Source organism: Cellulosimicrobium sp. SH8, from assembly GCF_025818875.1.
GTDB lineage: Bacteria > Actinomycetota > Actinomycetes > Actinomycetales > Cellulomonadaceae > Cellulosimicrobium > Cellulosimicrobium cellulans_D.
In genome coordinates this window covers 185,260-207,248 of record NZ_JAMXMH010000013.1, presented here as the reverse complement: position 1 = coordinate 207,248, position 21,989 = coordinate 185,260, and the positions used below count along the sequence as shown (strand labels likewise).

Genomic DNA, 21,989 nt, shown 5'->3' with positions numbered 1-21,989 from the left:
GACCGGCAGCGGGCGACGTCGACCGCGGCTTCCTCAGCGTACGGCTGAGCCGAACTGTACTGGTTGCAGAAACTTGCAGCAAGAGCCAGCAACTCAGGGTCGCGAACGCCTCACGCGCGACGTCCGGAGACGCCGAACCCGGGGTCGCTCCTCACGGAACACGTCCGATGAGGAGCGACCCCGGGTTCGGCGGGGAGGGCGAGGTCAGCCCGCCAGGTGACCCCAGCGCGGTGCCAGGTCGCGCCAGGGCCCGACGTCCGCGACCCGGCCCTCGTCGAGCACGACGACGCGGTCCGCTCGCGCGAGCGCCGCACGCTTCGACGTCGCGCCGATCACCGTGGTCCCGCGCTCCCGGAGCGAGGTCCACAGCTCGATCTCGGTCGCCGCGTCGAGCGCGCTCGAGACGTCGTCGGCCAGGAGGAGCTCGGCGTCGGTCGCGAGCGCCCGCGCGAGGGCGAGCCGCTGCACCTGGCCGCCCGAGAGCCGGACGCCGCGGTGCCCCACCAGGGCCTCGTGGCCCCCGGCCTCGACGACGTCGCGCTCCAGGCGCGCGGCCGCGACCGGGCCCTGCACGTCGCGCTCGTGCCCGAGGCGCACGTTGTCGGCGAACGACCCCGAGAGCACGCGCGGGACCTGCGCCACGTGGGCGACCTGCCCCGGGCGCAGGAACGTCTGGGCGTCGACGACGTCGGTCCCGTTCCACCGGATGTGCCCCGTGTGCTCCATGAGGCCCGACAGCGCCGAGAGCAGGCTCGACTTGCCCGCCCCGACCTGCCCGAGCAGGAGGACGAGCTCGCCGCGGCGCACCGCGAGGTCGACGCCCTGGACGCCGATCGTGCCGTCGTCGTGCAGCGCGGTGACATCGGCCAGCTCGAGCCGCTCGAGCGTCTGGCGCGGACCCGGGTCCGGCACGGGGGCCTCGCCCGTGAGGAGGTCGACGCCGGGCGGCAGGTCCATGAGGTCCGTGCCCGCGGCGAACCGGCTCGTGGCGCGCTGCCACGAGCGCGTGCCGGGCGCCTCCGTCACGACCGCGCCCGCGACCACGCCGAACCAGCCGAAGCCGGTCACCGCGTTGGCGACCAGGAGCGCCGTCGCGAGGTCCCAGGTGCCGGCGAGCAGCCCGGCCCACGCCGCCACGACGCCGAGCTGGATCATGACGAGCGGGACGCCGTCGAGCGCGGCCTGCACCCGGTGCTCGAAGATCGCGGCCCGCACGCGTCCGCCGTCGACGTCGCGCAGGTGCGCGTGCACCTGCGGCGTCCGGGCGGCGAGCTTGACCGTGCGCGCCGAGTCGAGCGCCGAGACGAGCGCCCGCCCGAACCGGGCGCGCGCCGCCGACGACCGCGTGGCCGACCGGCCGGCGATCGGGCGACCGAGCGCCGAAGCCGCCGCGGACACGACCATCACGGCGAGCAGCACCGCGCCCGCGAGCCACGACCCGCTGAGCAGCGCCGTGACCCCGGCGATGACGAGGCCGTTGACGAAGTCGACCCAGCGGTCCGCGTAGCGGACGAAGCGGTCGGCGTCCATGGCGCGCGCGACCACCTCGCCCGGGGGCGTCGCGGTGAGCCGGTGCTGGCGCGTCTGTCCGGCCATGACGGCCATGCGCACGCGCAGCAGCACCTCGATCCACCAGCGCGGGTAGACGTACAGCGCCCAGGCGAGGCAGAGCGGTGCGAGGACGAGGAGCACGGCGAGCGGGACGAGGAGCTGGGCGGGGAAGCCCTCGTCCAGGTCCTGCACCGCGCGGCCCCACAGGAAGCCCGTGACGGCGCCCTGTGCCGAGACCAGGCTCGTCACGAGGAAGAGCAGGGCGCCCACGACTCCCCACGCGGGGCGCACGAACAGCGCGTGCAGCACCCCGCGCGCGAGGCTGGGCCCGTCACCGGGGTCCGCGAGGACCGGCGGCTCGCCCCGCCGTCGGCGACCTCCGACGGACTCCGCCGCACGTTCTGCGTCCGGGCCGTCGCCGGGCCCGTCCGGCGCACCCGACCCAGGGGGCGCGACGCGCGCGTCGTCGCCGTCGAGCAGGGCCTCGCCCGCACCGGGGTGCGAGCCGACGGCGTCCGTCGTGGCCTCCTCGGCGACGCTCGCCGCGAGCAGGTCGCGGTACGGGCCCGCGACGCGGGCGAGCGCCGCCCGCTCGCCCTGCTGCACGACGCGCCCGTGGTCGAGGACGGCGAGCAGCCCGGCGCGCTCGATCGTCGTCAGTCGGTGCGCGACGAGCACGCCCGTGCGCCCGGCGAGCAGCCGCTCCGAGGCCGCGACGACGCGCGCCTCCGTGAGCGGGTCCATGCGCGCGGTCGCCTCGTCGAGCACGACGACCTGCACGTCGCGGACAAGCAGGCGGGCGAACGCGACGAGCTGCTCCTCCCCCGCCGAGAGCGACGTCCCGCCCGGGCCGAGCAGCGTGTCGAGGCCGTCGGGGAGTCCCGCGACCCAGTCGTCGAGCCGGAGCTCGCGCACGGCGGCCTCGACGTCGGCGCGCGGCACGTCGGCGAAGAGCGCGACGTTCTCGGCGAGCGTGCCCGCGAGGATCTCGGTCCGCTGCGTCACGACCCCCACCGCGGCGCGCAGCGCCTGGAGGTCGAGGTCGCGCACGTCCACGCCGCCGACCAGCACCGCGCCGCGCGGTGGCTCGACCGCGCGCGAGAGGAGCGACGCCAGGGTCGACTTGCCCGACCCCGTCCGCCCCACGAGCGCGACCGTCTCGCCCGCGGGCACCCGCAGGCTCACGCCGTCGAGCGCGAACGTGCCCTCGGCGTACGAGAAGTGGAGGTCGCGCAGCTCGATCCCCACGGGCCCGTCGGGCAGCGCCCTCCCGCCCGTGGGCTCGGGCTCGACGGCGAGCATCTGCCGGATGCGCGTGAGCGCCCCGACGCCCTCCTGGATGTCCGGCAGGTGGTGGACCAGGTTGTCCACCTGCCCGACGAACATCGCCGTCACGAGGAACAGGGTGACGAGGCGGTCGACGCCCAGGTCGCCGTCCGCGGCGAGCGCAGCACCCGCGACGGCCACGCCCGCGAGCAGCGACGCGAGGACGAGCCCGGCACGCCGCAGCATGCGCGACTCGATCACGAGCACGGCCTGGAACTTGCGGTGCACCTGGGCCGAGCGCTCGGCGAGACGCCGGACCGCGAACGACTGCCCGAGGCTCGTGCGCAGGTCGTCCCGCGCCGCGACCGACTCCTCGAACGCCGCGGCGTGGTCCGTCCACGCGGCCTCCTCGATCACCTTGCGGCGCGCGATCTCGCCCAGCATGGGACGCACGATCACCGCGGCGACGGCGCCGAGCACCGGGAAGAGGATCCAGGCCGGCCACCAGGTCAGGCCCGCGACGACCCACATCGGCAGCACGCCGACGACCGTACGGCCCGCGCCCCAGAGCTGACGGCGCACCAACGTGCCGACCGCGTGCGTGTCGTCGTCGACGCGGTCGAGCACCTCGCCGACCGCCTGCTCCGTGAGCGTGGCGAGCGGCTGGTGCAGGGCGGCCGTGAGCAGGTCGCCGCGCAGGCGACCCTCGGCCCGGTCCACGACGCCCGCCCACACGACCTGGCCCGCGGTGTCGAGCAGCGCCGCGCCGACGACGCACACCGCGAGGAGCTGGAGCGTCGCCGTCGTCGGGTCGTCCGCGAGCCAGCCCGCGATGACGGTCCCGAGCGCGGCGCCGACCGCTCCGAGCGTGAGCGCGACGAGCGCGACGGCGGCCAGCGGCCCGCGCAGCCGCCGCCAGTCCAGGCGGCGGGCGGGGTCGACGGGCGCGCGCGACGCGCCCGACGCCGGGGTGGGGTTCGGGGCGGTCGGGGGGTTCGGGGGCTGCTCGGTCGGCAGGGTGGCGTCGATCATGGCCCGTCGACCCTACGGCGTCGTACCCCCGCAGGCGCAGCGATTTTCCGCTCGGCCGCCCGCCCCCGCGCCCCCCCGCTCCCGTCCGGCCCCGGACCGGCCCTGGTCCCGCGGTCCGTGCTCGAACCACGGGACCGGAGCCCGGCTCAGACCAGCCCGAGCTGCTCCACGGCCTGCCGCTCCTCCTGGAGCTCCGCGACCGACGCGTCGACGCGCCCGCGCGAGAACTCCGACAGCTCGACGCCCTGGACGATCTCCCACGACCCGCCGCGGGAGACCACCGGGAACGACGAGATGAGGCCCGTCGGAACCCCGTACGACCCGTCGGACACCACGCCCGCGCTCGTCCAGTCGCCCTCCGGCGTGCCGTGGACCCAGTCGCGCACGTGGTCGATCGCGGCGTTGGCCGCCGACGCCGCCGACGACGCGCCGCGCGCGTCGATGATCGCCGCGCCGCGCTTCGCGACCGTCGGGATGAACGTGCTCTCGAGCCACTCGCGGTCCTCCGCGAGCCGCGCGCCCGGGGTCCCTGCGACGTCCGCCTGGAAGATGTCCGGGTACTGCGTCGCCGAGTGGTTGCCCCAGATCGTCACCTTGCGCACCTCCGACACCGGCACGCCCGCCTTCTTGGCCACCTGCGTCAGCGCGCGGTTGTGGTCCAGGCGCGTCATCGCGGTGAACCGGTCCTTCGGCACGTCCGGCGCGTTCGACGCCGCGATGAGCGCGTTCGTGTTCGCCGGGTTGCCGACGACGAGGACACGGACGTCGTCCGCCGCGCCCGCGTTGATCGCCTGGCCCTGCGGCTTGAAGATGCCGCCGTTGGCCTCGAGCAGGTCGCCACGCTCCATGCCCGGACCGCGCGGGCGCGCGCCCACGAGCAGCGCGACGTTCGTCCCCTCGAACGCGGCGGTCGGGTCGTCGAAGATGTCGATGCCCGCGAGCAGCGGGAAGGCGCAGTCGTCGAGCTCCATCGCGGTACCCTCGGCGGCCTTGACGCCCTGCGGGATCTCCAGGAGGCGCAGGCGCACGGGGGTGTCGGGGCCGAGCATCTGGCCCGACGCGATGCGGAAGAGCAGTGCGTAGCCGATCTGACCGGCCGCGCCGGTCACCGTCACGTTCACGGGGGAAGTCATGCGCTCACTCTCCCACAACGCGACCGCCTCGGAGCGCGACGCGATCCCGGCCGCGGCGGGTGCGCGGGCGCAGGGACGACGAACGGCGACGCCCCCTGCGAGCAGGGGCGCCGCCGTCGGGAGCGCTGAGGGCGATCAGCCCAGGCGCGCCTTGAGGTTCTCGTCGAGCGCGGCGAGGAAGTCCTCGGTCGTCAGCCACTCCTGGTCCGGGCCGACGAGGAGCGCGAGGTCCTTCGTCATCTGGCCGGCCTCGACGGTCTTGATGACGACGTCCTCGAGGGTCTGCGCGAACTCGGTGACCTCGGGCGTGCCGTCCAGCTTGCCGCGGTGCATGAGGCCGCGGGTCCAGGCGAAGATCGACGCGATCGGGTTGGTCGACGTCGGCTTGCCCTGCTGGTGCTGGCGATAGTGACGGGTCACGGTGCCGTGCGCGGCCTCGGCCTCGACGGTCTGGCCGTCCGGGGTCATGAGGACCGACGTCATGAGGCCGAGCGAGCCGAAGCCCTGCGCGACGGTGTCGGACTGGACGTCGCCGTCGTAGTTCTTGCAGGCCCAGACGTAGCCGCCCTCCCACTTCATGGCCGAGGCGACCATGTCGTCGATGAGGCGGTGCTCGTAGGTGAGGCCCTTCGCGGCGAACGCCTCGGCGAACTCTGCGTCGAACACCTCCTGGAAGATGTCCTTGAAGGCGCCGTCGTAGGCCTTGAGGATCGTGTTCTTCGTCGAGAGGTACACGGGGTACTCGCGCTGGAGGCCGTACGCGAACGAGGCGCGCGCGAAGTCGCGGATCGACTCGTTGAAGTTGTACATGCCCATCGCGACGCCGCCCTCCTCGGGCATGGTCACGACCTCGAACTTCTGCGGCTCGGACCCGTCGGCCGGCTCGAACGTCATCGTGATCTTGCCGGGGCCGGGGACCTTGAAGTTCGTCGACTTGTACTGGTCGCCGTGGGCGTGACGGCCGATGATGATCGGCTTGTTCCAGCCCGGCACGAGGCGCGGGATGTTCGAGATGATGATGGGCTCGCGGAAGACGACGCCACCGAGGATGTTGCGGATCGTGCCGTTGGGCGAGACCCACATCTTCTTGAGGCCGAACTCCTCGACGCGCGCCTCGTCGGGCGTGATCGTCGCGCACTTGACGCCCACGTTGTACTGCTTGATCGCGTGCGCCGCGTCGACGGTGACCTGGTCGTCCGTCGCGTCGCGGTTCTGGATCGACAGGTCGTAGTACTTGAGGTCCACGTCGAGGTACGGGTGGATGAGGCGGTCCTTGATGAACTGCCAGATGATGCGCGTCATCTCGTCGCCGTCGAGCTCGACGACCGGGTTGACGACCTTGATCTTGCCCATGCGCAGATCGCTCCAACTGTCGGGGACTGGTGCCCCCGGGAGCCGGACGGCGACCGTGCGGCCCGTGGGGCCCGGTCCGTCGCACACAGGGGCGTTGCTGACCGCGGTCCAGGGTACTCGACTTCTCGACGTCAAGATACTTTCGCGGTCCCCGGCGAACCGACCGCATCGTGAGACGGGCCGTCCGTTCTCAGGTGGAGCACCGCTGATTTCCACACATCTCCCGGGTGGTGGTGGCAAGATGCCCCCAGATGCCGGAATGGCCGGGCACTCGGTCAGGCATCGTGCCGTCGTCCCGACCGCCTCCCGGTGCCGCACCGTGGCGGCCGGGCCGGGACTGCCCGAAAGTACCCACCGAACCAGACAGGATGATCATGTCCCAGGACACCACCGCTCCCGGCGCACCGGAGGGCTTCGTCGACGACCCGCGCCCCGCGCCGACGGAGACCGTCGCCGTCGTCCAGCCCAGCCTCCTCGCGCGCCTCGGCGCCGAGGTCTTCGGCACGTTCTTCCTCGTTCTCGCGATCGTCGGTGTGGCGCTCTACACGTTCGTCAGCCAGCAGAACGCCCTGGCCGTCGGCCTCGCCGGCGGCATCGCGGTGATCGCGGGCGCCGCGGCCGTGGGCAACGTGTCCGGCGGCCACTTCAACCCGGCGGTGACGCTCGGCGCCGCGATCGGCGGCCGCACCGCGTGGCGCGACGTCCTGCCGTACTGGGTCGCCCAGCTCGTGGGCGCGATCCTCGCCGGGCTCGTCCTGCTCGCGACCGTGCCCTCGACGCTCCCGCAGCTCCTCGGCCAGGACGGCCGGGGCGGCGTGTTCGTCGCGACCGCCAACGGGTACGGCAGCTTCTCCTCGCTCGCGACGGCGTCGCAGGGCGGCACGGAGTTCGGCCTCGTGCAGGCGCTGCTCATCGAGACGATCGTCACCGCCGTGTTCGTGGGCGTGATCCTCGGCGTCACCGACAAGCGCGCGAGCGTCCAGTACGCGCCGGTCGTCATCGGTCTCACGCTGACCGCGCTCATCATCGTCGCCGCGCCGATCACCAACGCGTCGCTCAACCCGGCCCGCTCGATGGCCTCGGCGGTCTTCGCCGGCGACGGCGACCTGTGGAAGCAGCAGTGGGTCTTCTGGGTCGCGCCGCTCCTCGGCGCCGCGATCGCGGGTCTGTTCTACCGCGCCTTCGCGTTCGCCCCGAAGCAGGACGACCTCCTCGGCGAGGACCAGGTCGTCACGCTGTCCGAGGCCGAGGCCCCGGCGTACTCCGCGGCGGCCGGCGCGGCCGGCGCGGGCGCGGTCGCCGCCGTGGTCGAGGAGGAGGTCGTCGTCACGGACGAGAACGGCGACGTCGTCGCGGTCGAGGAGGTCGTCGAGGTCGTCGAGGTGGACGAGCCCGAGGCCCCCGCGGCGGACGAGACCCCCGGCACGGACGAGGCCCCCAAGGCCTGACGTCCCGCACGCCAGACGGGCCCGGACCGCGACCGCGGTCCGGGCCCGTCGTCGTCTGCCCCCGCAGGGATCAGATCTCGCCCTGGTCGAGGGTCAGCGCGAGGAACGCCATGACGACGGCGGGCGCGAGGAAGAAGAAGACGTCCAGCCCGCGCGAGCGCACGGTGATCCCCACGGGACCCGGGCCCGGGACGGCCGCGCGGCACACCCCGGCCACGGCGAGCAGCCCGGCGAGCGTGAAGCAGCCGGCGCGCGCGCCGACGAGCACCGCGACGAGCGTCGAGACCGCGACGCCGGCGAGCACGAGCCACATCGCCGGCTGGCGCGAGGGGGCGAGGCTCGCGGGCGGTTCCGGGACCGGCGGCTGGGTCTCGTCGTCGGGTCGCGCCCCCGCGGGGGCCTCCCCGTCTCCCGGCTCGTCGTCGACGTGGTGCCACGCCGGCACGAGCGTGGCCGGCGGTCGGTGCCGCGTCCCCCCGTCCGCGGTGACGTCGGTCACGCTGCTGCACCTTCCACGTCCGGAAGCCTACCGTCGTGACCTAGCGTGAGGTGCATGTCGTCCGCTGAGCCGCCGGTCCTCCCACCACCCGCCGCGCACCGCGCGTCCCCTCCCGCGGCGGACCCGGAGGCGCCCGGGTCGGTCCTCGTCGTGGGTGCGGGGCTCGCCGGCGCCCAGACGGTCAGCGCGCTCCGGCGTCGAGGTTTCACGGGGCGCGTGACGCTCCTCGGTGCGGAGGGCGTTCCTCCGTACGACCGGCCGCCGCTGTCGAAGGAGCTCCTGAGCCGCCCGAGCCCCGCGTGGCTGGCCGAGGACCTGGGCGTGGACGTCGAGGCCCTCGCCGACGAGGTCCGCCTCGCCGACCCGGCGGCGCGGCTGGAGCGTCGCTCGACGCCCGGGGGCGGCGCGTGGGAGGTCACGACCCGGTCGGGCGAGCGCCGCTCCGCCGACGCCGTCGTGCTCGCGGTCGGCTCCACGCCCGTGCGGCCCGACGGCTGGGCGCACGCCCGCCTCCTGCACACCGCGCAGGACGCGGAGGCCCTGCGCGGCGCGCTGCGGCCCGGGCTCCGCCTCGTGATCGTCGGCGCCGGCTGGATCGGTGCCGAGCTGGCGGGGGTCGCGGCCGGCGCGGGTGCGCACGTCACGGTCCTCGAGGCCGCGCAGGCCCCGCTCCGGCGCCAGCTCGGACCGGCCGTCGGCGCGCACCTCGCGCCCTGGTACGCGGCCGCGGGCGCCGAGCTCGTGACCGGGGCCGCCGTCGCGGAGGTCCGGCCCGACGGCGTCCGGCTCGCCGACGGGCGCGAGCTGCCCGCCGACCTCGTGCTCGCCGCCGTGGGCGCCCGCCCCGCGACGGACTGGCTCGACGGCGCGGTCCCGCGCGACGTGCGCGGCAGCGTGCCCGTGGACGCCACCGGCGCCGTGCCGGGCCTGGACGGGCTCTGGGCCGTCGGCGACTGCGCGACCCGCGAGCACCCGCAGCTCGGCGCGGTGCCCGGTGGCCACTGGTCCGCCGCCCTCCACGACCCGGACGCGACCGTCGCCGCGCTGCTCGGCGACGAGCCCGACGGTCCCGGGCACGCCCCCTACGTGTTCTCCCAGCAGCTCGGGCACGACCTCGCCCTGTTCGGTGTTCCCGCCGAGGGCGACGCCGTCCTGTTCCGTGGCGACGCGTCCGGCGGCACCGGTGGCCACCAGGGCTGGGCCGCGTTCTACCTCGCCCCGGGGGCGGCCTCAGGCTCCACCTCGGACGGCGGCGCGACGGCGGACGGCGGCCTGGGGCGCCAGGTCACCGAGGTGCGGGCGGTCCTCCTCGTCGACTCGCCGCGCGACGTCGGCCCGGTCCGCAAGGCGATGAACCGCACGGGCCACCTCCGCGTCGACCTCGACGTCGCGCTCGACCCGACCCGCCGCCTCCGCGACGCCCTGGTCTGACGCCCGGTGCACGACGGCCCCGCCCGTCCGGAGACCAGCGGGGCCGTCGAGCAGGGTCGTGTCAGTGCGCGAAGTGGCGCGTGCCCGTGAAGTACATCGTCACGCCCGCCGCCTGCGCCGCCTCGATCACCTCGGCGTCGCGGATCGACCCTCCCGGTGCGACGACGGCCCGGACGCCCGCGTCGAGCAGGATCTGCAGGCCGTCGGCGAAGGGGAAGAACGCGTCGGACGCCGCGACGGCGCCCCGCGCGCGCTCCTCGCCGTCGGCGAGGGTGTTGGCGCGCTCGACCGCGAGGCGGCACGAGTCGACGCGGTTGACCTGCCCCATCCCGACGCCGACGGCGGCCCCGTCGCGCGCGAGGAGGATCGCGTTCGACTTCGCGGCGCGGATCGCGCGCCACGCGAACGCGAGGTCGGCGAGGGTCGCGTCGTCGGCGGCCTCGCCCGTCACGAGGGCCCAGTGCTGCGGGTCGTCGCCGCCGGTGACGGTGCCGTCCTCCGCGGTCACGACGCCGTCGATGTGGTCGACCGTCTGGACGAGCAGGCCACCCGAGATCGGACGGAACTCGACCGGGTCGACCTGCTCTCCCTCCGGGAGCACGAGGACGCGCAGGTTCTTCTTCGACGCGAAGATCTCGAGCGCGCCGTCCTCGTAGCCCGGCGCCACGACGACCTCCGTGAACACGGGCTTGAGCGCCTCGGCGAGCTCGGTCGTCACCACACGGTTCGCCGCCACCACACCGCCGTACGCGGACACCGGGTCGGTGGCGTGCGCCTTGCGGTAGGCGACCGCGATGTCGGCGTCGGTCGCGACGCCGCACGGGTTGTTGTGCTTGACGACGGCGACGGCGGGGCCCGAGTGGTCGAACGCGGCCCGGCGCGCGGCGTCGGCGTCCACGTAGTTGTTGTAGCTCATCGCCTTGCCCTGCAGCTGGGTCGCCGTGGCGAGCCCGCCCCGCCAGTGCGTGTACAGCGCGGCCTGCTGGTGCGGGTTCTCGCCGTAGCGCAGGACGTCGGCCCGCTCCCAGGTGGCGCCCGTGAACGCGGGGAAGGCCACGTCGTCGGGCGCGTACGACGACGCGAACCAGGACGCGACGGCGACGTCGTACTGCGCGGTGTGCGCGAACGCCTGCGCCGCGAGGCGCTTGCGCTGGGCGAACGTGAACCCGCCGTCCCGCACGGCCGCGACGACGTCGTCGTACCGGGCCGGGTCGACGACGACGGCGACGCTCGGGTGGTTCTTCGCGGCCGCGCGGACCATCGAGGGGCCGCCGATGTCGATCTGCTCGACGACCTCGTCCGGCCCGGCACCCGACGCGACGGTGGCGGCGAACGGGTACAGGTTGACGACGACGAGCTCGAACGGCGCGATGCCGAGCTCGTCGAGCTGTGCGAGGTGGTCGGCCTTGCGGGAGTCCGCGAGGATCCCGGCGTGCACGCGCGGGTGGAGCGTCTTGACGCGGCCCTCGAGGCACTCGGGGAACCCGGTGAGGTCCTCGACCTTCGTCACGGGCACGCCCGCGGCGGCGATCGTCGACGCGGTGGAGCCGGTGGAGACCAGCTCCACGCCTGCCGCGTGGAGCGCGGTGGCGAGCTCGACGAGGCCCGTCTTGTCGTAGACGCTCAGGAGCGCGCGCCGCACGGGGCGCTGCGCGTCGTCGGCGAGCTGGACGTCGGGTGCGGAGGGCACGTGCGGGGCCGGGTGGGACATGACGAGGGGCTCCTCTGGGTCGCGGTCGCGGTCCGGCGGTGCACCGGTACCGAGTGGCTGAACCCAGGCGCCCAGGCGGTCGACGCACCAGCAGGTTGATCCGGCCGCTCCCCGGTGGTCGTTCCCACCCTCGCCAGTCGCGGCCGGGACGAGTCTACCGGCCCGTGCCGGCCGCCACGGGCTCGCCCGGCACGACGCCCGACGCGGCGAGGTCGGCCGCGTCGTCGGCCCAGGTGTCCGGGGTGCCGACCCGCCAGAGCGACCGGACCGTGCTGAGGACGGCGACGGTGACGACGAGGAGCCCCGCGAGCACCACGAGCGCCGTCCCGAGCCCGAACCGTTCGAGGAGCCCGCTCCCGACGAGCGGCACGAGGGGTCCGGCGGCGAGGCCGGTCAGCCCGAGGACGGACGAGAGCCTCCCCTGGAGCTGCGGCGGGGTGATCGCGGCCGCGTAGCCGGACAAGCAGGCGTTCGCCGCGGGGACCAGCAGGAGCGCCGGCGGGAGCAGGAGGACGTACCCGACGTACGAGTTCAGGGCCGCCATCGCGACGGCGCCCGCCGCCAGCGTGCCGAGCGCGCCGACGACGAGGACGCCCGCCCGGAACCGCGCGACCAGCCGGGGCGCGAGGACCGCGCCGACGAGCACGCCCAGACCGACGGCGAGGTCGACGAGGCCGATGAGGAGCGGAGCCGTGCCCGTGCGCACGAGCTCGAGGTTGATCCCGACCATGAGCCCGCCGAACGCGACGTTGATGACGACGAACAGGCCGAGCAGCGCGCGGAACAGCGGCACGGACCACACGAACCGGAGCCCCTCGCGCAGCGCCTCCGCGGGTCGGGTCGCGCGCGCCGCGGCGACGTCGCCGTTGAGCGGCTCGCGCACGAACCCCGTGCAGACGGCGGTGGCCAGGTGCCCGATCGCGGCGCCGGCGAGCGGGACGGCGTGCGCGACGGCGTAGAGCACGCCGCCGAGGGGCCCGGCGAGGAGGCTCGCGACGGCGTCGCGGCCCTGCACGGCCGCGAGCGCCGTCGGCAGCTGGGGCACGGGCACGACGGACCGGAACGCCCCGCTCGTGGCCGGGTCGACGAGCGCCCCGACGACCGACGCCCCGAAGAGCACGGCCGCGAGGTGCCAGGCGGTGAGCGAGCCGAGCCCCGCGGCGAGCGCGACGGTCGCCCACAGCACCGCGCCGACGCTCGCGGACACGGTGATGAGCCGCCGCCGGTCGACCCGGTCCGCGACGACCCCGGCCGGCAGCGTCGCGAGGAGCGCACCGAGCTGACCGACGGCGGCGACGAAGCCCGCCTGCACGACCGAGCCCGTGATCCCGTAGGCGACGAGCGGCACGGCGAAGAGCGCGACGCCCGCGCCGAGCGACTCCGCGGTCATCCCCGTCATGAGCAGCATGTACGACCGGTTGCGCAGGAGCGACGGCGGGACGGCACCGCCGGGGGCGGCGACCGGCGAGAAGGCGTCCGGCGCTTCGGCGGCCGGGACGGCGGGGTCGGGTGCAGCCGCCGTCGACGACGGGCCGGTGGGCGGGTGGTCCTCGACCGAGGCGGCAGGCGGGTTCGTCATGGCACGAACCTAGGTGCGCAACTCCACTTGCGCAATAGTCGTTGCGCACCTGTTTGTGCGCACCTCCGCGTGCGCGGTACCGGGCGTTGCTAGCCTCGGCCTGTGCTCGAGACCTTCCGCGTCCAGGACCCCGCAGCGCTGCGGGCCATCGCGCACCCGCTGCGGCAGCGCATCCTCGTGGAGCTCGCCGTCCTCGGGCACGCGCGTGCCGCCGACCTCGCCCAGGCCACCGGCGAGCCCGCGAACTCCGTGAGCTTCCACCTGCGCGTGCTCGCCAAGGCCGGGATGATCGTCGAGGCGCCCGAGCACGCGCGCGACCGCCGCGACCGGGTGTGGAAGAACGTGGCGCAGAGCTACGCCGTCGAGCCGGGCACACCTGACGCGGTACGCCACGTGGTGCGCCCCGCCCTGGCCTGGGCCGAGGAGACGTTCCGGCGCGGGAGCCAGACCGGGTCCCGCGAGGACCGGATCCTCGCGCTCAGCACGCTCGTGCTCACCGCCGAGCAGGCAGCGACGATGTCCCGCGAGCTCGCGGAGCTGCTCGAACGCTGGACCGCGCGCTCGCTCGAGGAGGGGCGCGCGGCGCCCCAGGAGCGTCGCGAGACCTACCAGGCCCTCGCCGTCCTCGCGCCGCGCGACCTCCCGCCCGCGGGCGAGGCCACCGGCGAGGACGCGGAGGACCCCGGCGCCTAGCCCAGCAGGGCCCGGCGGCCCTCGACGCGCAGGCCCTCGCGCGCGACGCGGCCGACCGTCTCGACGAGCAGCGCGCGCTCTGCGACCTTGATGCGCTCGTGGAGCGACGACTCGTCGTCGCCGTCCTCGACCGGGACGGCGACCTGGGCGATGATCGGCCCGGTGTCGACGCCGTCGTCGACCACGTGGACGGTGCACCCCGTGATGCGCACCCCGTACGCGAGCGCGTCCCGCACGCCGTGCGCGCCCGGGAACGACGGCAGGAGCGCGGGGTGCGTGTTGATCGTGCGGCCCGCGAAGCGCCCGACGAACGCCGGGCCGAGGATGCGCATGAAGCCGGCGAGCACCACGAGGTCGGGCCGGAACACGTCGACCGCCTGCGCGACCGCCTCGTTCCACGCGGCCCGGTCGTCGAAGTCCCCCGGCGCCACGACGACGGCGGCGATCCCGGCCTCGCGGGCGAGGTCGAGACCGCCCGCGTCGGCCTTGTCCGACACGACGCCCACGACGCGCGCCCCGTAGGCGGCGTCGTCGTGCGCGGCGAGGATCGCGGCGAGGTTGCTGCCCGCGCCCGAGACGAGGACGACGACGCGGGCGGCGGAGGTGGACTCGACGGGGTGGCCGGACGGCGTCTGCACGGTGCTCCTGCGGGGGTCGGGGTGGCTCAGGGTGGCTCGAGCGTCGGGCTCGGCGGGCGGGGGCGGGGGCCCTCCCGGGCACCCGGTCTCCGATGGGAGAATGTACCGCGAGCCGCCCGACCGACCGAGGAGCTGCCCGTGGGCAACCCGTACGCACCGCCCCGTCCCGACGCGCCGCAGCAGCCTCGACCCGAGCCGCCGCAGCCGCCGGAGGAGGGCGCGCGTCCGGACGCGCCGGTCCCGCCCGGCGCCGGCCCCGGCCCGGGTGCCCCGCTCCCCCCGCCCCCGCCGGGGTGGCCGGCCCCGCACGCGCCCGCCGAGGGTAGGCCTCCGGCGCCGCCCGAGCCGGCGGAACCTGACCCCGAGCTCGCACGGCAGGCGACCCGGCGCGTGCTGCACTTCGGCCTGCTCCTGCTCTCCGTGATCGTCGTGAGCACCATGCCGTTCCCGTGGCAGGCCGTGAGCCTCGCGCTCGCGCTCGGGGCGATCGTCGTGGGCATCCGCGCGCTCGTGGCCGTCTGGCGGGCGCGCGTGCGCGGCGCGCTCGTCCCGGCGCTGGGCATCGGGGTCGGGCTCTCCGCGATGCTCGCGCTGCAGATGGTCTCGACGCTCGTCACGTGGGACGTCGCGCTGGCGCACCAGCAGTGCCTCGACGGCGCGATCACGGTCTCGGCGGAGAAGCGCTGCGACGTCGAGCGCACCCACGCGCTGGAGGAGAAGTTCGCGCGCTGGTTCCCCACCCCGGCACCCGCGTCGTCGTGACGACCTAGGTCCGGGACCGCCCGAGACACCCGACATGAGACTCCGTCACCTGCTCGTGACATCGAGTCTCTAGGGTGTGCCCATGACGACCACGACCGTGACCCCTCGGCCGGGCAGCGACGAACGGCTCGCCCGCCTCGTCCGGATCCCCACGGTGTCCGCCGAGCTGGAGCAGCGGGGGCTCGCGCCCTTCGACGAGCTCGTCGACCTCCTCCCCGAGCTCTACCCCCTGGTCCACGCGCACCTCGACCGTGAGCGCATCACCGACCTCGGGCTGCTCTACCGGTGGCGCGGCCGGTCCGACGAGGCGCCGCTCGTGCTCATGGCGCACTACGACGTCGTCCCCGTCGACGAGAGCGACGCCTGGACGTACCCGCCCTTCGAGGGGCGCGTCGCCGACGGCTGGGTCCACGGGCGCGGCGCGCTCGACGACAAGGGGCCGCTCGTCGTCGTGCTCGAGGCGGTCGAGAACCTCCTCGCCGCAGGCTTCACACCCGCGCGGGACGTCTACCTCTCGTTCGGCGGCAACGAGGAGTCGCACGGCGCGGCCGCCGCGGCGATCGCCACGACCCTGCGCGACCGCGGCGTGATCCCGTGGCTCGTGCTCGACGAGGGCGGCGCTGTCACCGACTCCCCCCTCCCCCTGGTCCCCGGGAGCGCCGCGATGATCGGGGTCGGCGAGAAGGGCGTGCTCACGCTGCGCCTCACCGCGCGCGGCGAGGGCGGCCACGCCTCCGCGCCGCCCACGACGACGGCGGTCCGGCGGGTCGCGCGCGCCGTCGAGCGCCTCGGCCCACGCACCTTCCCCGCGCGCACGCCCGTCGCGATCTCGCGCATGCTCCGCATCTTCTCCGACCGCGCGAGCGGACCGGCGCGCACCGCGCTGCGCGCCCTGGCCGCCGCGCCGCCCGTGTCCGCGCAGACCTTCGCCGCGATGGGCGGCGAGGCCGCGGCGATCGTCCGCACGACCGTAGCGCCGACGATGCTCTCCGGCGGCACGGCCGCGAACGTGCTGCCGTCGCAGGCGTCCGCGACCGTCAACCTGCGGATCGCGCTCGGCGAGACCGTCGCGGGCACCGTCGAGCGCGTCCGGCGGCGCGTCGACGACCGGCAGGTCCAGATCGAGGTCGTCGAGGCGAGCGAACCCTCCCCCGAGTCGCCCGTGGACGACGAGCGGTTCGCTCTCCTCGCGGCGTGCGTGGGCGTCTCGCACCCCGACGCGCTCCCCGCCCCCTACATCACGATGCAGGCGACCGACGCGCGGCACTTCCACCGGTTCGCGCCCGCCGTGTACCGGTTCGCACCCCTGGCGATGTCCGCCGAGCTGCGCGCGACCATCCACGGCGTCGACGAACGCGTCGAGGTCGCCGAGCTCGAGCGGGGGGAACGGTTCCACCGTGCCCTGCTCGAGCGGCTACCCTGACGCTCCCCCACCTCACGGGGCACGCGACGACGCGCGCCTCCCACGCAGAAGGAGCAGCGATGGCTCGCTCGCTCACCGGGCGCCTCGCCGGTTCGACACTGGCCGGCGTCGTCGGGTTCCTCGCCTTCGTCGAGCTGACGAGCGGCGTCCTCCAGGGCTACTACACGCCGATGCTCACGGACATCGCGCGACACCTCGGCGTGCACGACGCCGACGTGAACTGGCTCGAGGGCTCCCAGCTCATGCTGTCCGCCCTCGTCGTGCCCGCGCTGGCCAAGCTCGGCGACATGGTCGGCCACCGGCGCATCCTCCTGTGGTCGACGGCGGTCACCGCGGCCGCGTCGCTCGTCCTGCCGTTCACGGACTCGTTCGCGGTGTTCCTCGTCGCGTGGGCCGTGCAGGGGTTCTACGTCGTGTGGCTGCCCCTGGAGATCGCGCTCGTGTGGTCGCGCGCCCGACGCCTGGCGAACCCCGCCGCCGTCACCGCGCGCGCCGCGGGCGTCCTCGTCGCGGCCCTCGAGACCGGCGCCATCCTCGGCGCACTCGCGGGCGGTGCGCTCGTCGACGCGCTGCCGCTGCGCGTCGTGCTCCTCGTCCCGGCGCTGCTCGTCGTCGTGTGCTTCGTCGTCGTGCTGCTCGGGGTGAAGGAGTCCCCGGACCCGGCAGGCGGACGCTTCGACACCGTCGGCCTCGTGCTCGTCTCGCTCGCACTCCTCGCGCTCACCGGTGGTCTCAGCCTGCTGCGCCTCGAAGGTGTCGCCGCGGTCGCGCCGTGGGCGCTCGTGGTGCTCGGCGTCGCGCTGCTGTGGCCGTTCGCCCGGTGGGAGCTGCGCCAGGAGGACCCGCTCGTCGACGTACGCATGTTCCGCTCCCCCACGCTGGGCCCGGTGTTCCTCACGGCCGGCCTGTTCGGCGTCTCCGTGCTCGGCGCCCAGGCGCCGCTGTCGACGTTCGCGCGCACCGATCCCACCGAGCACGGGTACGGCCTCGGCACGACCGGCTTCCAGACGTCCCTCCTCATCGGCGTCTACCTCGTCGGCATGATCGTCGGCGCGCTGTCCTACCCCCGCGTCGCCCGGCGCGCGACGCCGCGCCTCACCCTGGTCGGCGCGTCCACGCTCGTCGGCGTCGGCTTCCTGCTCTTCCTGCCGTTCCACGGGACGTACGCGAACGTGCTCACCAACATGGTGATCGTCGGGCTCGGCTCCGGAGCTCTGGTCGCCGCACTGCCCGCCGCGGCCGCCGCCGCCGCGCCCCCGACGCTCACCGGCGTCGCGACCGGCCTCACCAACTCCGTGAAGACCGTCGGCGGCGCGATCGCGTCGTGCGTCTTCGGCATCGCGCTCGCGGGCGCCGCGCTCCAGGGCGGCGCCACCGAGAGCACGGCCGGATCGTTCGGCGGGTACGTCACCGTCTGGGTCGTCTGCGGCGCGACGGCGCTCGTCGCCGCCGTCCTCCTGCTCGCCGTCGTGCCGCGCCGGGCCTTCACCGACCCCGCCGCCGCGGCCCCCGTCGAAGGCAAGCCCGCAATCACGTCACCGACCGCCTGAACCTCCCGAGATGACCCACGCTCGGCCCGTGAGAACCGCAGTCCGCCGAGGTAGAGCCGTGGTTGCGCGAGGTAGAGCCGTGGTTGTCGTGTTCGACGGCGTGTGGCTGGCCTGGGTGGTCGGGGTGGGTGGTGGTGCCGCGTCTACCATCCGCCGCTCGTTCCTCGCGGCTCCCGCCAGGCCCGCCACGACGCGGCACCACCACCCACCCCGACCGGCGTCCTCTCGCCCTGGTCGGCACTCACCCGGGCGACTACCCGCGGTGTCCGTTCGCGACTCAGGTTCCCGTTGCCGCATCCGGCCTCGGCACGACACCGCCGCACCGCTGCGCCGCGGCTGCGGGTCGTGGGTCGCGTCGAGATCGCGAGGCGACCTTGTCGTCGCCACATCACGCCGAACAGGTGGGTCTCGGTTCGTCCTGGTCGTCTGACGAGCCACGGTCGGCTGTTCGGCCTGTCAGGACCGCCTGGTCGGCTCGCCGAGCCATGGCCAGACGACGGCCGAGCGGTGGGGGTGGGCTCGGATGCGAAGGGGCGTCAGAGCGGCGCTCCTAGAACCCACGGCCGACAGACCAGGGTGACGGCGCCGCAGCCCCGAGCACCGAGGCCGCCCCCACCGCGGACCCAACCCGGCGGGCCGGAGGCTGAACCACGGCTCTACCTCGGCGGAACGCGGCTCTACGTCGGCAGGTCAGGGTCGGCGTGGCGGCGGCCCAGGACGTCGAGCCGCGACCACAGGATCGCGAGCGCGGCGCCGCCGCCGATCTCGGCCGCGGCGAGGGCTCCGACGACGAGCGCGTCGGCGCCGACGACCTCGAGGCGCCCGGGCCCGACCGCTCCGCCCGCGAGCCAGCTCACGACGCCGACGATCAGGCCGGCACCGAGCGCGACACCGCCCAGGGCGAGACCGACGTCGAGCCACCGGACGTCGTCGTCCGGGTGGGTGCCGGTCACGTCGCGCAGGCGGCGCCAGACGAACGCCCCCGCCACGACCCCGAGGACGACGACGACCGCGGGCACCCAGGGCGTCAACGGGTTGGTCCAGTCGTCGCCGGGCAGCGCGCCGAGCAGCGGGATCGCCGGGAGCGCGCCGGGCTCGGAGCCGGTCGGGGCGAACGTGCTGCCCTCGCCCACGGCGAAGCCCGGCCCGACGAGCCACGCCCCCGCCCAGGCCACGACGTTCGGCAGGACGGCGAGCTGCGCGAGCGCGAGGACGATGCCGCCGACGGTCCCGGGCACGAGCCCGGCGACGATGTCGCCCGACGTCGCGCGCCCGGCGACGAGCCACGCCCCGACGACGACGGCGGAGACGCCGGCGAGCAGGCTCGTGCCGAGCAGGCCGCCGCGCAGCCCGAGCCGCACCGACGGCGGGAGCCACCCGTCGAGCCGCTGCGTGAGGTCGCCGACGAACGGAGCGTCCGGCCGCGCGAGGATCCCGGCGCCGAGGCCGAGCCCGCCGACGAGCGCGCCCCCGACGACGGCGACCGCGAGGCCCCACGGCGGGGTGGACCCGGCGAGGAGCGCGACGCCGAGCGTGGCGAGCGCGTAGGTCGCGGTGCCCGCGACCCAGGCGGACAGGGTCGTGTGCGCGGAGCGGCGCGCGGACGCGAAACAGCAGAACAGCGCGAGCGCGGTGAGCCCCAGCGGGACCAGCGTGACCGTCGTCCCGCTCGCGACGAGCGGGACCCCGTGGCCGAGGAGCCAGAAGCCCGCGGCGATCGTCACCGACTGGCCCCACCCCGTGCCCTCGGAGGACCCGGTGGACGACGCGAGGAAGGCCACGACACCCGGCAGGACGACGACCGCGAGGGACAGCGCGAGCGCCTGGAGCGCTGCGAGCACGCCGGACGGCCCGCGCCGGACCACGACCGGTGCGGGGGCCGGGCTGCCGTCCACGGTGCGCGTGCGCGCACCACGCGTCGTGCTGGTGGTGCTCATGGTGCCCATCGTCGTCGATCGAGTGGTCGGTACGTGGCATTCGCCCCGGCGCGCCAGCCTACCCGCGCCTACGATCGGTCCATGACGACGGCGCCCGCCCCCACCGCGTTCGTCCTGGGTGGCGGAGGCGTGCGCGGCGCGGTCCAGATCGGCATGCTGCGCGCGCTGCTGGAACGCGGCATCACGCCCGACCTGGTGGTCGGGACGTCGATCGGCGCGATCAACGGGGCGGCGCTCGCTGCGGACCCGACGCCCGCCGTCGTCCCGCGTCTCGAGTCCGCGTGGTCGTCGCCCGCGGCGGCGCAGGTCTACGGCGAGGCCTGGTACCGCCAGGTGCACCGGCTCGCGACGACGCGCACCCACCTCGCCAGCCCTGCCCCCCTGCGCGCGCTCCTGCGCCAGGTGCTCGGGGAGCGCACGACGTTCGCCGACCTCGCCGTGCCGCTCGTCGTCGCGGCGGCGTCGATCGAGCGGGCGGCGGAGCGCTGGTTCAGCGACGGCCCGCTCGTCGAGGCCGTGCTCGCGTCGGCGTCCGTCCCGGGCGCGCTGCCGCCCACGCGCATCGGGGACGAGCACTACGTCGACGGCGGCGTGGTCTCCTCGATCCCGCTGGGCGAGGCCGTGCGCCGTGGCGCGCGGACGGTCTGGGTGCTCCAGGTCGGGCGGATCGAGGAGCCGCTGCGGCCGCCCCGGACCGCGGTCGAGGTCGCGAAGGTGACGTTCGAGATCTCCCGACGGCACCGGTTCGCGCGCGAGCTCGCCGAGGTCCCCGACGACGTCACCGTCCACGTCCTGCCGAGCGGCGGACCGCTGCCCGGCGACGACCGGCTCTCGTCGTCGCGTCGGCTCGACACGACGCGCGCCCGCGCCGCCTCGTCGTACGCGGCGTCGCGCCGCTACCTGGACGAGCTGGGCGGGGACGCGTGAACGTCCCGCCTCCGCCCCGGTGGGTCCGCCGGCTGGTGCTCGCGCCGGCCGTCGTCGTCCTCGCGGTGCTGCTCGTCCCGACGAGCATCATGCTCGTCCTGCTCGTCGGCGGGATCGTGAGCTGGGCCCTCCCTGGCCGGCTCCGTGCCCCGCGCGTGCTGTGGGTCGCGAGCTTCTACGTCGTCTGGGACGCGGCCGCGCTCGTGGCCCTGTTCGGGCTCTGGGTGGGTTCGGGCTTCGGGTGGGCGCTGCACCGGCCCGCGTTCCGGCGCGCGCACGTGCGGCTCGCCGGCCGGATGCTGTCGGTGCTGTTCTGGCAGGTGCGCTGGACGCTACGCCTGCGGATCGACGTCGACCTCAGCGAGGCGGAGGGCCTCGACGGGGCACCGGTGCTCGTGGTGAGCCGCCACGCCGGACCCGGTGACTCGTTCGTGCTCATGGACCGGATCGTGAACGCCGCGGGGCGCGAGCCGCGCGTCGTGCTCAAGGACACGCTCCAGTGGGACCCCGCCATCGACGTCCTGCTCCACCGCGTCCCCGCGTACTTCGTCGTGCCGCGCTCGCGCCGCCCGCACGGCGCGCCGTCGGGCAGCGAGGCGGTCGCCGCTCTCGCCACCGACCTCGCGCCGGACTCCGCCGTGCTGCTCTTCCCCGAGGGCGGGAACGTCACGCCGCGCCGACGGGACGCCCGGATCGCCGCGCTGCGCGCGTCCGGCGAGGACGACCTCGCCGTCCTCGCCGAGGGGATGCCGCACGTCATGGCGCCGCACGTGGGCGGGTTCCTCGCCGCGCTCGACGCGACGCCGACGACGGGCGTGGCGGTCGTCGCGCACACCGGCCTCGAGCGTCTGGTCACGGTGCGCGACATCTGGCGCGAGCTCCCGATGGACAAGCGCCTCACGCTCAAGATCTGGGCGACGCCCCGCGACGCGCTCCCGGCGGGCGACGAGGAGCGCGCCGCGTGGCTCTACGCGCAGTGGGTGCGCCTCGACGCGTGGCTGGCCGCCTCGGGAGCGCCGACGGTCCCGAGCGGCGACCGCGACCCGGCCACCTGAC

The 21,989-nt window shown here is 75.3% G+C and carries 16 protein-coding genes and 1 riboswitch; of the genes, 8 read left to right on the top strand and 8 right to left on the bottom strand.

What is annotated here, in order from left to right:
- Positions 1-204 precede the first annotated feature (204 nt).
- The 3 genes from NF338_RS18425 to NF338_RS18415 form a co-directional block, all read right to left on the bottom strand.
- Entirely contained in the window at positions 205-3,849 is a 3,645-nt protein-coding gene (locus NF338_RS18425) for an ATP-binding cassette domain-containing protein (RefSeq protein WP_264032080.1), read from the bottom strand.
- Between the two features lie 146 nt (positions 3,850-3,995).
- Positions 3,996-4,982, bottom strand: coding sequence for a malate dehydrogenase (locus NF338_RS18420; RefSeq protein ID WP_264032079.1), 987 nt, complete (start codon positions 4,980-4,982; stop codon positions 3,996-3,998).
- Positions 4,983-5,117: 135 nt separating this feature from the next.
- Positions 5,118-6,335 (bottom strand): NADP-dependent isocitrate dehydrogenase, encoded by a 1,218-nt coding sequence (locus tag NF338_RS18415; protein WP_264032078.1) that lies wholly within the window; start codon positions 6,333-6,335, stop codon positions 5,118-5,120.
- A gap of 374 nt (positions 6,336-6,709) precedes the next feature.
- Here NF338_RS18415 and NF338_RS18410 point away from each other — a divergent pair, with 374 nt between their 5' ends.
- A complete protein-coding gene (locus NF338_RS18410) occupies positions 6,710-7,783 on the top strand; it encodes an MIP/aquaporin family protein (protein WP_264032077.1) in 1,074 nt (357 codons plus the stop codon).
- 70 nt (positions 7,784-7,853) lie between these two features.
- Here the strand turns inward: NF338_RS18410 and NF338_RS18405 are convergent, their stop codons facing one another.
- The gene (locus NF338_RS18405; RefSeq protein WP_264032076.1) at positions 7,854-8,282 is read right to left on the bottom strand and encodes a DUF3017 domain-containing protein; all 429 of its coding nucleotides are present in this window, start codon (positions 8,280-8,282) and stop codon (positions 7,854-7,856) included.
- 54 nt (positions 8,283-8,336) lie between these two features.
- Between NF338_RS18405 and NF338_RS18400 the strand changes: the two genes are divergently transcribed.
- Positions 8,337-9,713, top strand: a complete 1,377-nt coding sequence (locus tag NF338_RS18400) for an NAD(P)/FAD-dependent oxidoreductase (protein WP_264032075.1) — start codon at positions 8,337-8,339, stop codon at positions 9,711-9,713.
- 61 nt (positions 9,714-9,774) lie between these two features.
- Here the strand turns inward: NF338_RS18400 and purH are convergent, their stop codons facing one another.
- Both purH and NF338_RS18390 read right to left on the bottom strand, forming a co-directional pair.
- A complete protein-coding gene (gene purH / locus NF338_RS18395; RefSeq protein WP_264032074.1) occupies positions 9,775-11,424 on the bottom strand; it encodes a bifunctional phosphoribosylaminoimidazolecarboxamide formyltransferase/IMP cyclohydrolase in 1,650 nt (549 codons plus the stop codon).
- 62 nt (positions 11,425-11,486) lie between these two features.
- A riboswitch (ZMP/ZTP riboswitch) is annotated at positions 11,487-11,575 on the bottom strand.
- Positions 11,576-11,578: 3 nt separating this feature from the next.
- Complete coding sequence (locus NF338_RS18390) at positions 11,579-13,003, bottom strand: MFS transporter (RefSeq protein ID WP_264032073.1); 1,425 nt, start codon at positions 13,001-13,003, stop codon at positions 11,579-11,581.
- 102 nt (positions 13,004-13,105) lie between these two features.
- Here NF338_RS18390 and NF338_RS18385 point away from each other — a divergent pair, with 102 nt between their 5' ends.
- A complete protein-coding gene (locus NF338_RS18385; RefSeq protein WP_264032072.1) occupies positions 13,106-13,696 on the top strand; it encodes an ArsR/SmtB family transcription factor in 591 nt (196 codons plus the stop codon).
- Here NF338_RS18385 and purN read toward each other — a convergent pair.
- On the bottom strand, positions 13,693-14,334 hold the full coding sequence (gene purN, locus NF338_RS18380; RefSeq protein ID WP_264032071.1) for a phosphoribosylglycinamide formyltransferase: 642 nt from the start codon (positions 14,332-14,334) through the stop codon (positions 13,693-13,695). The two genes, NF338_RS18385 and purN, sit on opposite strands and share 4 nt — an antisense overlap.
- A 138-nt stretch (positions 14,335-14,472) precedes the next feature.
- Here purN and NF338_RS18375 point away from each other — a divergent pair, with 138 nt between their 5' ends.
- The 3 genes from NF338_RS18375 to NF338_RS18365 all read left to right on the top strand — a co-directional run bounded on the left by NF338_RS18375 (position 14,473) and on the right by NF338_RS18365 (position 18,069).
- Positions 14,473-15,096, top strand: coding sequence for a hypothetical protein (locus NF338_RS18375; RefSeq protein ID WP_264032070.1), 624 nt, complete (start codon positions 14,473-14,475; stop codon positions 15,094-15,096).
- An 82-nt stretch (positions 15,097-15,178) separates the two neighbouring features.
- Complete coding sequence (locus NF338_RS18370; protein WP_264032069.1) at positions 15,179-16,519, top strand: M20/M25/M40 family metallo-hydrolase; 1,341 nt, start codon at positions 15,179-15,181, stop codon at positions 16,517-16,519.
- A gap of 59 nt (positions 16,520-16,578) precedes the next feature.
- Entirely contained in the window at positions 16,579-18,069 is a 1,491-nt protein-coding gene (locus NF338_RS18365) for an MFS transporter (protein WP_264032068.1), read from the top strand.
- A gap of 677 nt (positions 18,070-18,746) precedes the next feature.
- Here the strand turns inward: NF338_RS18365 and NF338_RS18360 are convergent.
- Positions 18,747-20,006: a DUF6350 family protein gene (locus NF338_RS18360; RefSeq protein ID WP_264032066.1), complete on the bottom strand. Its 1,260-nt coding sequence runs from the start codon at positions 20,004-20,006 to the stop codon at positions 18,747-18,749.
- Positions 20,007-20,087: 81 nt separating this feature from the next.
- Here NF338_RS18360 and NF338_RS18355 point away from each other — a divergent pair, with 81 nt between their 5' ends.
- Both NF338_RS18355 and NF338_RS18350 read left to right on the top strand, forming a co-directional pair.
- Entirely contained in the window at positions 20,088-20,933 is an 846-nt protein-coding gene (locus NF338_RS18355; RefSeq protein ID WP_264032065.1) for a patatin-like phospholipase family protein, read from the top strand.
- On the top strand, positions 20,930-21,988 hold the full coding sequence (locus tag NF338_RS18350) for a 1-acyl-sn-glycerol-3-phosphate acyltransferase (protein WP_264032064.1): 1,059 nt from the start codon (positions 20,930-20,932) through the stop codon (positions 21,986-21,988). The genes NF338_RS18355 and NF338_RS18350 overlap by 4 nt, the downstream gene beginning before the upstream one ends.
- Position 21,989 lies beyond the last annotated feature (1 nt).

Excerpts from the sequence above, each read along its gene's own strand:
- NF338_RS18425 (WP_264032080.1), bottom strand. The coding sequence starts at position 3,849 with ATGATCGACGCCACCCTGCCGACCGAGCAGCCCCCGAACCCCCCGACC.
- NF338_RS18420 (WP_264032079.1), bottom strand. The coding sequence starts at position 4,982 with ATGACTTCCCCCGTGAACGTGACGGTGACCGGCGCGGCCGGTCAGATC.
- NF338_RS18415 (WP_264032078.1), bottom strand. The coding sequence starts at position 6,335 with ATGGGCAAGATCAAGGTCGTCAACCCGGTCGTCGAGCTCGACGGCGAC.
- NF338_RS18410 (WP_264032077.1), top strand. The coding sequence starts at position 6,710 with ATGTCCCAGGACACCACCGCTCCCGGCGCACCGGAGGGCTTCGTCGAC.
- NF338_RS18400 (WP_264032075.1), top strand. The coding sequence starts at position 8,337 with ATGTCGTCCGCTGAGCCGCCGGTCCTCCCACCACCCGCCGCGCACCGC.
- purH (WP_264032074.1), bottom strand. The coding sequence starts at position 11,424 with ATGTCCCACCCGGCCCCGCACGTGCCCTCCGCACCCGACGTCCAGCTC.
- NF338_RS18390 (WP_264032073.1), bottom strand. The coding sequence starts at position 13,003 with ATGACGAACCCGCCTGCCGCCTCGGTCGAGGACCACCCGCCCACCGGC.
- NF338_RS18370 (WP_264032069.1), top strand. The coding sequence starts at position 15,179 with ATGACGACCACGACCGTGACCCCTCGGCCGGGCAGCGACGAACGGCTC.
- NF338_RS18365 (WP_264032068.1), top strand. The coding sequence starts at position 16,579 with ATGGCTCGCTCGCTCACCGGGCGCCTCGCCGGTTCGACACTGGCCGGC.
- NF338_RS18360 (WP_264032066.1), bottom strand. The coding sequence starts at position 20,006 with ATGAGCACCACCAGCACGACGCGTGGTGCGCGCACGCGCACCGTGGAC.
- NF338_RS18355 (WP_264032065.1), top strand. The coding sequence starts at position 20,088 with ATGACGACGGCGCCCGCCCCCACCGCGTTCGTCCTGGGTGGCGGAGGC.